Origin of the sequence: Exiguobacterium sp. BMC-KP (assembly GCF_001275385.1) — a bacterium.
Lineage (GTDB): Bacteria > Bacillota > Bacilli > Exiguobacteriales > Exiguobacteriaceae > Exiguobacterium_A.
Genome location: NZ_LGIW01000002.1, coordinates 26,201 through 41,442 on the forward strand (window position 1 = coordinate 26,201; position 15,242 = coordinate 41,442).

Consider the following 15,242-nt stretch of genomic DNA (forward strand, 5'->3'; position numbering starts at 1 on the left):
TGGCATGCATGAGGTGGTGATTTTCGGAATTACCAGCGGTAGTGAGCAAACGCTTTGTTCGCTTCCGCCATTTTGTGCATATCTTCGCGCTTCTTAACAGAAGCACCAGTGTTGTTTGCAGCGTCCATGATTTCGTTAGCAAGACGCGCATCCATTGTTTTTTCGTTACGGAGACGTGAGTAGTTCACGAGGTAACGAAGTGCGAGTGTCGTACGGCGCTCTGGGCGAACTTCGACAGGAACTTGATAGTTAGCTCCACCTACACGGCGTGCTTTAACTTCAAGAACTGGCATGATGTTGTTCATCGCTTCTTCAAAGACTTCCATTGCATCGCGACCTGAACGTTCAGCGATAGTTTCGAAAGCTTTGTATAAGATTTGTTGAGCAGTACCTTTTTTACCATCTAACATAAGACGGTTGATAAGGCGGGTAACGAGTTTAGAGTTGTAGATCGGATCAGCCATTACATCACGACGTTCTGCTTGACCTTTACGTGGCATTCCGAGTCCCTCCTTTCATATAGTGAGGTGATATCCTGAGATATCTAGATTATTTTTTTGCTGCTTTTGGACGTTTAGTACCATATTTCGAGCGACCTTGCATACGGCCGTCAACACCAGCTGTATCAAGCGCACCACGAACGATGTGGTAACGTACCCCTGGTAAGTCTTTTACGCGGCCGCCGCGGATAAGAACAACACTGTGCTCTTGAAGGTTGTGGCCGATACCTGGGATGTAAGCTGTTACTTCCATTGTATTCGTCAAACGTACACGTGCGTATTTACGAAGAGCCGAGTTCGGTTTCTTCGGAGTCATTGTACCTACACGAGTACAAACACCACGTTTTTGTGGTGAGCTGATGTCAGTACGAGCTTTAATGAAGCTGTTGTACCCTTTGTTCAGCGCTGGCGAATCTGATTTCACAACTTTTGATTGACGTCCTTTACGGACTAATTGGTTGATAGTAGGCATCTTTGAGATCCTCCCTTCCTGAATTCATGACAAATTTCAAAACCACCGAGCCGGGTGGTTCATCGAAAGTCATAATGAAGCGTTTTGCGTGGCTCAGGCATTCCATCGCCACACAAAACGCATTATCAAACTTTCTTAATGGCAACAGCGGTTGCTGCGACATCGATTCCACAAGCTTTTCCAAGCTCTTGCTTAGAAGGAACATTCACGACTGGAACGTTAGCTTGTTTCGCCGCATCGAGCAATGCTTGTTTTACGTGTTCATCTGCGTCATCCGCAATGATCACTTCCGACGCCTTGCCAGATCGCAATGCTTTGAGCGTTTGCTTTTGACCGACAAACTTCAAATCTGCGCCGACTACTTTTTTGTAAGACATGAAGATATCCTCCAAAATAACACAGCCGGTTGGCAACACTATATCATAGTAGCACCGCCATACCGGCGTGTCAAGGCGTTTTATTCTACCGGAGAATCGGCTTCTACAGGTGCTTCGCCAGCTACTTCGAGATCGATCTGACGGTAACGTGCCATCCCAGTACCAGCTGGAACTAACTTACCGATGATGACGTTCTCTTTCAAGCCGCGAAGGTAGTCGCTCTTCCCTTTAATCGCTGCATCCGTAAGGACACGAGTCGTTTCTTGGAACGACGCAGCCGATAGGAATGAATCTGTTTCAAGTGACGCTTTCGTGATACCGAGAAGAACTGGTTTCGCCGAAGCGAGAGCTTTCCCGTTACGGAGCGCTTCTTTACAAGCTTCCTTGAACGTGCTGATATCGACGAGCGAACCTGGTAAGAGTGAAGTCTCACCAGACTCGATGACACGTACGCGACGGATCATTTGACGAACCATGACCTCGACGTGTTTGTCACCGATCTCAACCCCTTGCATCCGGTATACTTTTTGAACTTCTTGGAGCAAGTAGTTCTGAACGCCGGATACACCTTTAACGTTCAAGAGTTCTTTCGGATCGATCGAACCTTCTGTGAAGACTTGACCAGCTTTGACCTCGTCCCCGAGCTGAACACGTAGACGCGAACCGAATGGGATCGTGTATGTGCGTGTTTCGCTGAGTCCTTGGACCGTCAATTCACGTTTGTCACGCGATTCCGTGAAGTCGATGACTTGACCATCGATTTCCGAGATGACCGCTTGACCTTTCGGGTTACGCGCTTCGAACAACTCTTGGATACGCGGAAGACCTTGTGTGATATCATCCCCGGCAACCCCACCTGTGTGGAAGGTACGCATCGTAAGCTGCGTTCCTGGCTCACCGATTGATTGTGCCGCAATGATACCGACAGCTTCGCCGACTTCGACGTCGTTGCCTGTTGCCAAGTTGCGTCCGTAACATTTCTTACAGACACCATGGCTTGTGTTACATGTGAAGGCAGTACGGATCTCAACGTTGTCGACACCAGCGTCAGTGATGACACGAGCGATGTCTTCATCGATGAGTTCGTTCGTTGAAACGAGGACTTCTCCTGTTTCTGGATGAACGACGTTTTCGAATGCAGTACGGCCGACGAGGCGGTCGTAGAGACTTTCGATTTCTTCCGTTCCTTCACGGAGTGCAGTGACACGGATACCACGATCCGTTCCACAATCGTCTTCACGGATGATGACGTCTTGAGCGACGTCAACGAGACGACGAGTCAGGTAACCTGAGTCAGCCGTTTTCAGGGCTGTATCGGCAAGACCTTTACGCGCACCGTGTGTCGAGATGAAGTATTCCTGTACCGTTAGACCCTCACGGAACGATGATTTGATCGGGAGCTCGATGATCCGTCCACTTGGAGCGGCCATGAGTCCACGCATACCAGCGAGCTGCGTGAAGTTCGACGCGTTACCACGGGCACCGGAGTCACTCATCATGAAGATCGGGTTCAGACGGTTAAGGGATTTCATCAGACGAGACTGAATTTCATCCTTCGCATCATTCCACGATTTAACGACGCGCTCATAGCGCTCGTCTTCTGTGATGAGACCACGACGGTACGATTTCATGACGCGGTCGACATTGTCTTGCGCTTCAACAAGAATTTCTTGTTTGTCCGGAAGAACGATGATGTCCGCGATCCCTACCGTAATACCGGCACGAGTCGAGTGTTTGAATCCAAGGTTTTTCATGCGGTCGAGCATGCGGCTTGTTTCTGTCGTCTCAAACCGTTTGAAGACTTCCGCGATGACATTTCCAAGGAATCCTTTTTTGAACGGATCGATGATTGGACGATTCTTCAGTTCTGCCGCGACATCTGTTCCTTTTTCAAGGAAGTATGTGTCTGGCGTCGCTTCTTGAAGGTTCGTCATCGTTGGTTCGTTCAAGTAAGGGAACGTCGTTGGGAGGATCTCGTTGAAGATCAACTTACCGACTGTTGTAATCAATAATTTCTCGTTTTGCTCTTCTGTGAATGTCGGGTTCTTCAGAACGCCGGCTGGAATCGCAACACGTGTATGGAAGTGCGCATAACCGTTTTGGTAAGCGATGAGCGCTTCATTCACTGTCGAGAAGATTTTACCTTCGCCGATTGCGTTTTCGCGCTCGAGCGTGAGGTAGTAGTTACCGAGGACCATATCCTGCGATGGTGTAACAACAGGTTTACCGTCTTTCGGGTTCAAGATGTTTTGTGCAGCGAGCATGAGAAGACGTGCTTCTGCTTGAGCTTCTGCCGAAAGTGGTACGTGAACCGCCATTTGGTCACCATCGAAATCGGCGTTATATGCCGTACATACGAGTGGGTGAAGGCGAATCGCGCGTCCTTCGACGAGCGTTGGTTCGAACGCCTGGATACCGAGACGGTGAAGTGTCGGTGCACGGTTCAAGAGAACCGGATGCTCACGGATGACTTCTTCGAGGACATCCCAGATTTCAGGTTGAACACGCTCGATTTTCCGTTTCGCACTCTTGATGTTCGGTGCGATGCCACGAGAGACGAGTTCTTTCATGACGAACGGTTTGAAGAGTTCAAGTGCCATTTCTTTTGGAAGACCACATTGATACATCTTCAAGTTTGGACCAACGACGATAACCGAACGACCAGAGTAGTCGACACGTTTACCGAGTAAGTTTTGACGGAAACGTCCTTGTTTCCCTTTCAACATGTGTGAAAGTGATTTAAGTGGACGGTTACCTGGTCCTGTAACGGGACGACCGCGACGACCGTTATCGATCAAGGCATCGACTGCTTCTTGAAGCATCCGTTTTTCATTCTGAACGATGATGTTCGGAGCACCAAGGTCAAGAAGACGCTTGAGACGGTTGTTACGGTTGATGACGCGGCGGTACAAGTCGTTCAAGTCAGACGTTGCGAAACGTCCGCCATCGAGTTGAACCATCGGACGAAGTTCCGGTGGGATGACTGGAAGTACTTCGAGAACCATCCATTCTGGATTGTTGCCCGAGTTACGGAAAGCATCGAGGACTTCAAGGCGTTTAATCGCACGAGTACGACGTTGTCCTTGAATCATACGAAGCTCTTCACGTAATCCAGCGACTTCTTTATCAAGTTCCACGTCACGGAGCAATTTACGAACTGCTTCCGCACCCATTTCAGCAGTGAACGAACGACCGAACTTCTCACGATAGGCACGGTATTCTTTTTCTGAAAGGAGTTGTTTCTTCTCCAGTGTCGATTCGCCTGGATCTGTGACGACGTACGACGCGAAGTAGATGATCTCTTCTAACGCACGCGGTGACATGTCAAGGACGAGTCCCATACGGCTAGGAATTCCTTTGAAGTACCAGATGTGCGAAACCGGTGCTGCGAGCTCGATGTGACCCATGCGCTCACGACGGACTTTCGACTTCGTGACTTCAACGCCACAGCGGTCACAAATGATTCCTTTATAGCGGATCCGTTTGTATTTACCACAGTAACATTCCCAGTCTTTTGTTGGACCAAAGATACGTTCACAGAACAAACCGTCTTTCTCCGGTTTGAGTGTACGATAGTTGATCGTCTCCGGCTTTTTCACTTCCCCGAAAGACCATGAACGGATCTTTTCGGGGGAAGCGAGGCCGATTTGCATATATTCAAATCTATTAACATCTACCAAGGGGTGGACCTCCCTTTCGCTTATTCCTCTTCAGTAACAACTGGTGCGACAGGCGCTTGAACTTCTTCGAGTGCTGGAGTCGCGTTCGGGATATTGTCCTCGTCTTCGTCACGCATTTCGATCTCTTCATCATCAGCAGACATCATCTTAACGTCCATACCGAGGGATTGAAGCTCTTTAATGAGGACTCGGAACGATTCCGGTACGCCCGGTTGTGGTACATTCTCACCTTTGACGATTGCTTCGTACGCTTTGACACGACCGATCGTATCATCCGACTTGATTGTAAGGATCTCTTGGAGCGTGTAGGCTGCGCCATATGCTTCAAGTGCCCATACTTCCATCTCACCGAAACGCTGACCACCGAACTGGGCTTTACCACCGAGCGGTTGTTGTGTAACGAGTGAGTATGGTCCTGTCGAACGTGCGTGAAGTTTATCATCAACCATGTGAGCAAGTTTAATCATATACATGACACCGACAGAGATACGGTTATCGAACGCTTCACCCGAACGACCATCATAAAGGACAGTTTTCGCGTCGCGATCCATACCTGCTTCTTCAATCGTTGCCCAAACATCTTCCTCACGCGCACCATCAAATACTGGTGATGCGACTTTAATGCCGAGTTGACGTGCTGCCATCCCGAGGTGAAGCTCGAGCAACTGCCCGATGTTCATCCGTGATGGAACCCCAAGTGGGTTCAACATGATGTCAATTGGCGTACCGTCTGGCATGTACGGCATGTCTTCTTCTGGAAGGATACGCGAGATAACACCTTTGTTACCGTGACGCCCCGCCATTTTATCACCCTCGTGAATCTTACGCTTCTGAACGATGTAAGCACGGATCAACTGGTTGACACCAGGTGAGAGCTCGTCCCCATTATCGCGGTCGAAGATTTTGACGTCGAGGATGATTCCATCACCACCGTGTGGAACACGGAGAGATGTATCACGGACTTCACGTGCTTTTTCACCGAAGATCGCATGAAGAAGACGTTCTTCCGCTGTCAATTCCGTTACACCCTTCGGCGTAACTTTACCGACGAGGATATCGCCGTCCTTGACTTCCGCACCGACGCGGATGATTCCGCGATCGTCGAGGTTTTTCAAGGCATCATCACCGACGTTCGGAATATCACGTGTGATTTCTTCCGGTCCGAGTTTCGTATCACGCGACTCACATTCGTATTCTTCGATGTGGATCGATGTGTATACGTCATCTTTAACAAGACGCTCACTCATGATGACAGCATCCTCGTAGTTGTAACCATCCCATGTCATGAATCCGACGAGTACGTTGCGACCAAGTGCAAGTTCCCCACCGTCCATCGATGGACCATCTGCAAGGATCTCGCCTTTATCGACAGGGTCGCCTGCTTTGATGATTGGTTTTTGGTTATAACACGTTCCTTGGTTAGAACGGATGAATTTTTGAATCTTGTAACGGTCGAGTTCACCTTCAACGATGTTGCCATCGACTTCCGTCGTACGACGGACAAGGATTTCACGCGCCGTAACGCGCTCAGCGATCCCTGCGTGCTTCGCAACAACAGCGGCTCCTGAGTCTTTTGCAGACACGTACTCCATACCTGTACCAACAATCGGAGATTCCGGGTTCAGAAGTGGGACGGCCTGACGTTGCATGTTCGCTCCCATGAGGGCACGGTTCGAGTCATCGTTCTCAAGGAACGGGATACAAGCCGTTGCGGCAGATACAACCTGCTTCGGCGAAACATCCATATAATCGACACGTGCTGGTTCAACAGACAAGTTTTGTCCACGGAAACGTGAAAGGACGTGTGAATCTTGGAACGTCTTCTCTTCCGTCAACAACATATTTGCCTGTGCGACGACGTAGAGATCCTCTTCGTCTGCAGTCATGTAGTGGATGTCATTCGTGACGACGCCCGTTTCCGGATCGACACGACGATATGGTGCTTCGATGAAGCCGTACTCATTGACCTTCGCGTAGGAAGATAACGAGTTGATCAAACCGATGTTTGGTCCCTCTGGTGTTTCGATCGGACACATACGGGAATAGTGCGAGTAGTGTACGTCACGAACTTCGAAACCAGCGCGCTCACGTGTCAAACCACCGGGTCCGAGTGCTGAAAGACGACGTTTGTGCGTCAATTCTGCAAGCGGGTTCGTTTGGTCCATGAACTGAGACAACTGCGAGCTACCGAAGAACTCTTTAATCGATGCGATAACTGGACGAATGTTGATCAATGCCTGTGGCGTGATTGCATTCTGATCCTGAATCGACATCCGTTCTTTAACGACACGTTCCATCCGCGAGAGACCGATCCGGAATTGATTCTGGAGCAACTCACCGACTGAACGGAGACGACGGTTACCGAGGTGGTCGATATCGTCTGTCGTACCGACTTCATGCAACAAGTTGAAGAAGTAGTTGATTGCAGCAATCATGTCAGCAGGCGTGATGTGCTTGATGTCACGATCGATGTTACCGTTACCGATGATATTGATGATGCGTTCACCTTCAGCATCGTCCGGTGCGAACACCTTGATTGACTGTAAGTTGAAAGCCTCACCCTGCGTTACGCCGCCTGTTGGCGTCGCTTCGATGTAACCAACGGATCCTTCAAGGAATGGAAGGACTTTATCGAGCATACGACGATCAAGGACCGTTCCTGCTTCCGCGATGACTTCGCCTGTCTCTGGGTCAACGAGCGTTTCAGCAAGTTTCTGACCGAAAAGACGGTTCTTAAGATGAAGCTTTTTATTGATTTTATAACGACCAACGTTTGCCAAATCATAACGTTTCGGGTCAAAGAAGCGCGACACAAGTAACGCTTTTGCGTTTTCGACTGTCGGCGGCTCTCCCGGACGTAGACGCTCATAAATCTCGATGAGGGCTTTTTCCGTTGATTCCGTATTATCTTTTTCAAGTGAATTCCGGAGGTACTCATCATCACCGAGAAGATCGATGATTTCCTGATCCGTACCGAAACCAAGAGCACGTAAAAGAACCGTTACTGGAATCTTACGCGTGCGATCAATGCGAACATAAACGATGTCTTTCGCGTCTGTCTCGAGCTCGAGCCATGCACCACGGTTTGGGATGACTGTCGCGGAGAATCCACGCTTACCGTTCTTATCTAACTTATTGTTGTAATAAACACTTGGCGAACGAACAAGCTGCGAAACGATTACGCGCTCCGCTCCATTGATGATGAATGTTCCCGACTCCGTCATAAGCGGGAAGTCACCCATGAAGACTTCTTGTTCTTTCAATTCACCCGTCTCTTTATTTTGAAGACGGACTTTAACGCGTAGTGGTGCCGAATAGGTCACGTCGCGCTCTTTCGATTCATCGATCGAATACTTCGGCTCTCCGAGCGAGTAGTCGATGAATTCTAATACAAGATTCCCTGTGAAATCGGAAATCGGCGAAATGTCATGAAACATCTCACGAAGACCTTCCCGCAGGAACCACTCATACGAATTCGTTTGAATCTCGATTAAGTTTGGAAGTTCCAATACTTCGCTGATACGTGCATAGCTTCTTCTCTGACGGTGACGACCGTACTGAACAAGTTGACCAGTCAACTGATTCACCTCTCAGACCCACTTCTTCTTATAGAGAAGGACGGGTGTAATATCGAACATTGAAGCCATTTTTTGATTGATAAGCGCAAAAAAGCGACGTCTTGTCTACTTAATCATCTGTAGTCGAGAACGCCAGCTGCTTTCAAACATCTTATCCAAAAATCACTCCAATGGCATTTTATAATACTATCATAGACACAACATGAGGTCAACGACAAATCCTTCGATTTGTCAAGACCGAATTGATTTAAATATCGAGTACCCTTTATCCCGGGTAACTGTCTCACACATACCGAATACATCTTCCATCAACTTCTTCGCCGATGGACCACCTTGTTTCTTTTGAATGACGACCCAAAGTTCGCCGCCAACGACGAGATGATCATATGCTTCCCGGAGAATACGATGAACGACCGTTTTTCCTGCCCGAATCGGTGGATTCGTCACGATCGCTGCGAATGTCGATTCGCCTACCCCATCATACCCGTCACTCACACCGGTCGTCACGGAAACACCGTTCGCGCGCGCATTATCTGCCGCTAGTTCGAGCGCCCGTTCATTGACATCGATCAAGTGTGCCGGACGTCCTGTCGACTTCGCGAGCGCAATCCCCATCGGTCCATATCCGCAGCCGACATCTAAAATGTCTCCAGCTACAGCCGGTTCCGTGAATGCCTCAATCAAAAGACGTGAACCAAAATCGATTCCGTTCTTTGAAAAGACACCGTGATCCGATGTAAAGCGGAGCGTTTGACCACGCAAGACGTATTCCCACGTCTTCGGATCTCGCTTCGATGAAGGGTCATTCGTATAATAATGATCCGCCATGTTTCCTTCCCCTCTCATGTAAAAGATGAAAACAAAAGAAGCTCGCAATGCGAGCTTCTCTTGTTTCTACGGAAGAAGAAAATTACTTAACTTCTACAGTAGCGCCAGCTTCTTCAAGCTTAGCTTTCATTGCTTCAGCGTCTTCTTTCGAAACGCCTTCTTTAACTGGTGCTGGAGTTCCGTCTACGAGAGCTTTCGCTTCTTTAAGACCGAGGCCTGTCAATTCGCGAACTGCTTTGATGACGTTGATTTTACCAGATCCAGCGTTAGTAAGGATAACGTCGAATTCAGTTTGCTCTTCAGCTGCTGCGCCTGCGCCAGCACCTGCAACTGCTACTGGAGCTGCTGCTGATACGCCGAATTCTTCTTCGATTGTTTTTACGAGTTCGTTAAGTTCAAGAACAGTCATGCCCTTGAGGTCTTCGATAAATTGCTCTTTGTTGAAAGCCATTATGGTTTTCCTCCTTTGATTTAGCCCACGTTGGGGTGTGAAAATTGTGTTGTTTGCCTATCCCGCTAAGCAGAAATTAAGCAGATTGTTCTTCTTTTTGCTCTGCGATTGCGTTCGTTGCCACCGCGAGTCCACGGATTGGCGCTTGAAGCACGCTGAGGAGCATCGAAAGGAGACCTTCGCGTGATGGAAGTTCCGCAAGGGCTTTGACATCTTCTACTGAAGTGACTTTGCCTTCGATGATACCACCTTTAAGTTCGAGAGCCTTGTGTGTTTTAGCGAAGTCGTTCAAGATCTTAGCTGGCGCGATAACGTCTTCATTACTGAAGGCGATCGCACTAGGACCTGTGAAGACTTCCTCAAGACCTTCGAGGTTGCTTTGAACTGCCGCGCGGCGGAGGAGACCGTTTTTGTAAACTTTGAATTCAACGCCCGCTTCGCGGAGTTGTTTACGAAGTTCAGTGACTTCTTCTACTGTGAGACCACGGTAGTCGACGACAACTGTTCCTGCGCTCGCTTGGAGTTTCTCAGCGATCTCAGATACGAGATCCGCTTTGACAGCGATAACTTTTTCGTTTGCCATTTCTGTTGCACCTCCTGGTAGATGAAATGTACCGGTGCGAGGGGCTGCTCGATTTCAAATAAAAAGCCTCCGTCTGCAGAGCAGAGGAGGCGTAATCGTCAAAAAGGATACCTGAACAAACAGGCTCTCTGAGCAAGAACACCTCGGAAGGATTTATGCCCATGTGAGCACCTTCTGTCTACGGTATGTCGAAATATATCAACGTTTTATACTGTAACAGCGTTCTTAGAACGTTGTCAAGTTCGTTTTAGACGAAATTATTTCGCGAAGTCAGCTGAAGATACTTTTACACCAGGACCCATTGTAGAAGCGATCGCGATGTTCTTAAGGTATACACCTTTAGCAGTAGCAGGCTTAACTTTTACGAGAGTTTCGATAACTGTGTTGATGTTCTCAACGAGTTTCTCGTTATCGAATGATTTTTTACCGACAGGAACGTGGATGTTACCTGATTTGTCGACACGGTACTCAACTTTACCAGCTTTGATATCGTTGATTGCTTTTGTGACGTCAAATGTAACTGTACCTGTTTTCGGGTTTGGCATGAGGCCTTTTGGTCCGAGAACGCGACCAAGTTTACCAACTTCACCCATCATGTCTGGTGTCGCAACGATAACATCGAAGTCGAACCATCCTTGTTGGATTTTGTTGATGTACTCAGCATCACCAGCGTAATCTGCTCCAGCAGCTTCCGCTTCTTTAAGTTTCTCACCTTTCGCGAAGACGAGGACTTTTTGTGTTTTACCAGTACCGTGTGGCAATACGACTGCTCCACGGATTTGTTGGTCTGCTTTCTTCGGATCTACTCCGAGACGAACAGCCAATTCGATAGTCTCATCGAATTTCGCAGTTGCAGATTTTTTAGTCAAATCTACAGCTTCTGCGAGTTCGTATGAAGCCGTACGATCGATAAGCTTAGCAGCTTCTTTGTACTTCTTACCCATTTTAGGTTCCTCCTTTGTGGTTGTGCGGAAAATCCTCCCACATAATGAAAGGGTAGCAGGCTTCAAGAAACTATCCGCCTGCGACCCTCATCGTTGTTCATGGTAATCAAAAAGACATTAGTCTTCGATTACGATACCCATAGAACGTGCAGTACCTTCAACCATCAACATTGCTGTTTCAACAGATGATGCGTTAAGGTCTGGCATTTTTGTTTCAGCGATTTCACGAACTTTGTCACGTTTGACTGTCGCTACTTTCTTACGGTTCGGTTCACCTGAACCACTCTCAATTCCAGCTGCTTTCTTCAAGAGAACTGCTGCTGGTGGAGTCTTAGTGATGAATGTGAATGAACGATCTTCAAAAACCGTGATGACTACAGGGATAATCAAGCCGGCTTGGTCTTGTGTACGAGCGTTGAACTCTTTACAGAAGCCCATGATGTTCACACCTGCTTGACCGAGTGCCGGTCCAACTGGTGGAGCTGGGTTTGCTTTGCCCGCAGGAATTTGAAGTTTTACGAGTTTCATAACCTTCTTCGCCACGAGACACACCTCCTTAATTCTTTAATGTGGTTTAATTGGACGTTGCGCGTCCTCCCACTCATTCTATTCGACGAGTTATTTATCGAAATAAGCACAACATCAAACACGAAAAATTGTATCATTAAAACAAAACATTCGCAATAGGAAACTTAATCGATTTTCTCGACCTGTGCGAAATCAAGCTCGACCTTCGTTTCGCGACCGAACATATCAACAGATACTTTCATCTTCTCAGCATCCGTATCAAGCTCCTCGATCGTACCTTCGAGATTCTCGAAAGCTCCTTCTTTGATCCGGACGATTTGTCCGAGTGAGAAGTCGTAACGGCTCTTCAGATCGACGAGACCCATTGATCCAAGGATGTTTTCTGCTTCTTCCGGAAGGAGTGGTGTCGGTTTTGAACCACCACCGACTGATCCGAGGAAGCCCGTGACGTTCGGAGTATTCCGGACGACATACCAAGAATCATCCGTCATGACCATCTCAACAAGGACATACCCCGGGAAGATCTTGACTTCACGTTCCTTGATTTTCGTTTCTCCCTTTTTGTTCGTTACTTCTTCTTGTACCGTTTCAATTGGAACGAGTACACGGAAGATTTTTTCGTCCATGTTCATGGATTCAATCCGACGTTCAAGGTTTGCCTTGACGTTGTTTTCAAATCCGGAATACGTTTGGACGACAAACCATTGTTTCTCCATGGTAGGCCACCTCTTCTTTTTACTTAATCAACCAGCTCATCAATGCGCTAAGCCCTGAATCGACGCCGAAGATGAAGACACCCATGAAGATCACCATTCCGATGACCGTCAATGTGTATTTCGTCAGCTCTTTCCGTTTTGGCCAGCTCGTCTTTTTCAATTCATTCCATACGTCACGCAAAAATTTCATCGTACTTTCCCTCCAGGATGTAATAAATCGGGACAGATGAAGCCTTATTTCGCTTCTTTATGAATCGTATGCGCGTTACAACGACGGCAGAATTTCTTCAATTCTAAGCGGACAGTGACATCCTCTTTTTTCATCGTCGTATAGTCGCGGGCACCGCAATTATCACAAGCAAGGCCTACTTTCTTCGCCATCTCAAAGTCCTCCTTCTTTGCCACTCTTCTCTTCCGTTGTGTTACGTTCCTTCCGAAAAAGAGCGTAAAAAAAAACGCCTATGAGCGGCGTCTCGCTAGTAAGGCGCTAGTTATACAGTAGCATAGGAAGGGATCACGGTCAATCTACCTCTCTGTTAGACCGTCATCTTTCGTGCTTCGAGGTAACGCTCAAGCTTCCGCTTGACACGTTGCAACGCATTGTCGATCGACTTGACGTGACGATCGAGGTCGTCAGAGATCTCCTGATACGTTCGTCCGTCAAGATAGAGCGCAAGGACTTTCCGTTCAAGATCACTTAAAATCTCATTCATCTTCGATTCAATGTCTGCATATTCTTCTCGGTTGATGATCAAAATCTGCGGATCAGATGGGGCAGTCGACGTAATGATATCGAGCAACGTCCGCTCCGATTCATCGTCATAGATTGGTTTATCGAGTGAGATGTACGAGTTCAACGGAATATGTTTCTGACGTGTCGCCGTCTTGATCGCGGTGATCATCTGTCGTGTGATGCATAATTCGGCAAATCCTTTAAACGAGGCGAGCTTATCCGTTCGGTAATCGCGTACAGCCTTATAAAGACCGATCATTCCTTCTTGGATGATATCTTCCCGGTCTGCCCCGATCAAAAAGTAAGAACGGGCTTTGGCGCGCACGAAATTCCGATACCGCTCGATCAAAAATTCGAGCGCATCGCTGTTGTCGAACTCTTTCGCTTGTTCTACAAGCGCTTCATCGGTCATGCACTCAAACTGGTCGAACGAAACCAAACTCATCCTGTATCCCTCCAAGCATCATTGACGAATAGTTCAATTGTTTTTAATTATACAATAATTACCTGTCGCACGACAATGAAAATTGGCATGACCTCTTTTGTTGTATCCAAAATGTATCTTTTCATAAAAAAACACCGTTCTTCCGAAGTAGGAAAAACGGTAGTCCGCTCATACAAATGGTTATATCATGTATCCGAATTCTTTCGTCGACGAATCTCTTCGAGACGAGCGATGACATCTTCCGGTAAATCGATCTTCGAGCGCGGTTGTGCCGTCGTTTTCGCAGACGTCGTCTGTTGTTTGATGACTGCAACGGCAGCTTTCCACTCACGCCGGAGTTCTTGCGCAGATATCCGGAGCGCACCAAGCGTAAAGATAACCCACTGCTCCGTGTAATCATTCGTCGCCACTGTCAGCTTGACCCGGATGTCCTGTAGCCAGTCAGCAGCGGCTTTCTCAATCCACTCATCCGCTGTCTCGTTCTCCCGTGTGTAGACGATATCGATCCCACTTTTTTTCATTCGAGATTCACGCCCCGGTTGCAAGTAGGCATCAAAGACGATCGTGACGCTAAGACCTGTAACAGCTTGGTACTCTGCCATCGCATGAATCAACCGTTCCCGCGCCAATTCAAAATCTTGCTCCCGCAACGTTCGAAATTCTGGCCATGCGCCAATGATATTATAGCCATCTACGATGAGACGATCATACTTCATCGCGCATACGGCTTTCTAGTCCGATAGACTTCATAGAGTAATAACGAAGCAGCAACCGATGCGTTGAGTGACGTGACATGCCCTGCCATCGGGAGGTGGACGAGGAAATCACATTTCTCACGGACGAGCCGACTCATTCCTTTTCCTTCACTTCCAATGACGATTCCAAGGGGCATCGTCCCATCAAGTGTCCGGTAGTCATCACTTTCGCGCGCATCCGTTCCGACGAACCAGATGCCTTGTTTCTTTAGATCTTCCATCGTCCGTGCCAAGTTCGTCACTCGAACGACCGGAATATGTTCGATCGCACCTGTTGATGCTTTGGCGACGACTTGTGTCAATCCGACCGAACGACGCTTCGGAATGATGATTCCGTGTGCCCCGACAGCATCTGCCGTCCGCAGAATTGATCCCAGGTTGTGAGGATCCTCGAGTTCATCAAGCATGATCAAAAGCGGTGTTTCATCCTTTTGACGGGCTAGCTCAAAGATGTCTTCCAGCTCGGCGTACTCATATGCAGCAACAGCTGCAACAACACCTTGATGGTTTTCCGTTCCGGCTAAACCGGTTAACCGCGAACGCGGTACGAGCTGGATTTGAATCCCTGCTTCCTGCGCCATCGCATGGATGACAGCGAGTGGTCCTTTTTGTTGTCCTTCCTGCAAAAACAGCTTGTTCATCTCGCGTCCGC

General features: G+C 48.1%; 16 protein-coding genes and 1 other annotated feature. All 16 genes read right to left on the minus strand.

Annotated elements, in window-relative coordinates; genetic code table 11:
• Positions 1-29: 29 nt before the first annotated feature.
• The 16 genes from rpsG to rlmB all read right to left on the minus strand — a co-directional run bounded on the left by rpsG (position 30) and on the right by rlmB (position 15,231).
• Positions 30-500: a 30S ribosomal protein S7 gene (rpsG, locus tag ADM98_RS00225; RefSeq protein ID WP_023466623.1), complete on the minus strand. Its 471-nt coding sequence runs from the start codon at positions 498-500 to the stop codon at positions 30-32.
• A 49-nt stretch (positions 501-549) separates the two neighbouring features.
• Positions 550-972 carry a 30S ribosomal protein S12 gene (rpsL, locus tag ADM98_RS00230; RefSeq protein WP_012369004.1) on the minus strand — a complete coding sequence of 141 codons (423 nt, stop codon included), beginning with the start codon at positions 970-972 and terminating at the stop codon, positions 550-552.
• Between the two features lie 125 nt (positions 973-1,097).
• Entirely contained in the window at positions 1,098-1,349 is a 252-nt protein-coding gene (locus ADM98_RS00235; protein WP_023466620.1) for a ribosomal L7Ae/L30e/S12e/Gadd45 family protein, read from the minus strand.
• 80 nt (positions 1,350-1,429) lie between these two features.
• Entirely contained in the window at positions 1,430-5,029 is a 3,600-nt protein-coding gene (rpoC, locus tag ADM98_RS00240) for a DNA-directed RNA polymerase subunit beta' (RefSeq protein ID WP_053451743.1), read from the minus strand.
• A 20-nt stretch (positions 5,030-5,049) separates the two neighbouring features.
• Entirely contained in the window at positions 5,050-8,607 is a 3,558-nt protein-coding gene (gene rpoB / locus ADM98_RS00245) for a DNA-directed RNA polymerase subunit beta (protein WP_053451758.1), read from the minus strand.
• A gap of 231 nt (positions 8,608-8,838) precedes the next feature.
• A complete protein-coding gene (locus tag ADM98_RS00250) occupies positions 8,839-9,435 on the minus strand; it encodes a class I SAM-dependent methyltransferase (protein WP_053451744.1) in 597 nt (198 codons plus the stop codon).
• An 82-nt stretch (positions 9,436-9,517) separates the two neighbouring features.
• Positions 9,518-9,886, minus strand: a complete 369-nt coding sequence (rplL, locus tag ADM98_RS00255) for a 50S ribosomal protein L7/L12 (RefSeq protein WP_023466613.1) — start codon at positions 9,884-9,886, stop codon at positions 9,518-9,520.
• Positions 9,887-9,962: 76 nt separating this feature from the next.
• A complete protein-coding gene (gene rplJ / locus ADM98_RS00260; RefSeq protein ID WP_053451745.1) occupies positions 9,963-10,469 on the minus strand; it encodes a 50S ribosomal protein L10 in 507 nt (168 codons plus the stop codon).
• Positions 10,470-10,519: 50 nt separating this feature from the next.
• Positions 10,520-10,671 (minus strand) — a sequence feature (ribosomal protein L10 leader region).
• A gap of 55 nt (positions 10,672-10,726) precedes the next feature.
• Positions 10,727-11,413: a 50S ribosomal protein L1 gene (rplA, locus tag ADM98_RS00265; RefSeq protein WP_053451746.1), complete on the minus strand. Its 687-nt coding sequence runs from the start codon at positions 11,411-11,413 to the stop codon at positions 10,727-10,729.
• 117 nt (positions 11,414-11,530) lie between these two features.
• On the minus strand, positions 11,531-11,956 hold the full coding sequence (rplK, locus tag ADM98_RS00270; RefSeq protein ID WP_023466609.1) for a 50S ribosomal protein L11: 426 nt from the start codon (positions 11,954-11,956) through the stop codon (positions 11,531-11,533).
• A gap of 149 nt (positions 11,957-12,105) precedes the next feature.
• Positions 12,106-12,657 (minus strand): transcription termination/antitermination protein NusG, encoded by a 552-nt coding sequence (nusG, locus tag ADM98_RS00275; RefSeq protein WP_053451747.1) that lies wholly within the window; start codon positions 12,655-12,657, stop codon positions 12,106-12,108.
• Positions 12,658-12,676: 19 nt separating this feature from the next.
• Positions 12,677-12,847, minus strand: coding sequence for a preprotein translocase subunit SecE (gene secE / locus ADM98_RS00280; RefSeq protein ID WP_023466605.1), 171 nt, complete (start codon positions 12,845-12,847; stop codon positions 12,677-12,679).
• A gap of 44 nt (positions 12,848-12,891) precedes the next feature.
• A complete protein-coding gene (rpmG, locus tag ADM98_RS00285; RefSeq protein ID WP_023466603.1) occupies positions 12,892-13,038 on the minus strand; it encodes a 50S ribosomal protein L33 in 147 nt (48 codons plus the stop codon).
• A 155-nt stretch (positions 13,039-13,193) separates the two neighbouring features.
• The gene (sigH, locus tag ADM98_RS00290; protein ID WP_053451748.1) at positions 13,194-13,835 is read right to left on the minus strand and encodes an RNA polymerase sporulation sigma factor SigH; all 642 of its coding nucleotides are present in this window, start codon (positions 13,833-13,835) and stop codon (positions 13,194-13,196) included.
• 185 nt (positions 13,836-14,020) lie between these two features.
• A complete protein-coding gene (locus ADM98_RS00295) occupies positions 14,021-14,551 on the minus strand; it encodes an NYN domain-containing protein (RefSeq protein ID WP_053451749.1) in 531 nt (176 codons plus the stop codon).
• Positions 14,548-15,231: a 23S rRNA (guanosine(2251)-2'-O)-methyltransferase RlmB gene (gene rlmB / locus ADM98_RS00300; RefSeq protein ID WP_442855407.1), complete on the minus strand. Its 684-nt coding sequence runs from the start codon at positions 15,229-15,231 to the stop codon at positions 14,548-14,550. Before rlmB ends, ADM98_RS00295 begins: the two co-directional genes overlap by 4 nt.
• Positions 15,232-15,242: the final 11 nt, after the last annotated feature.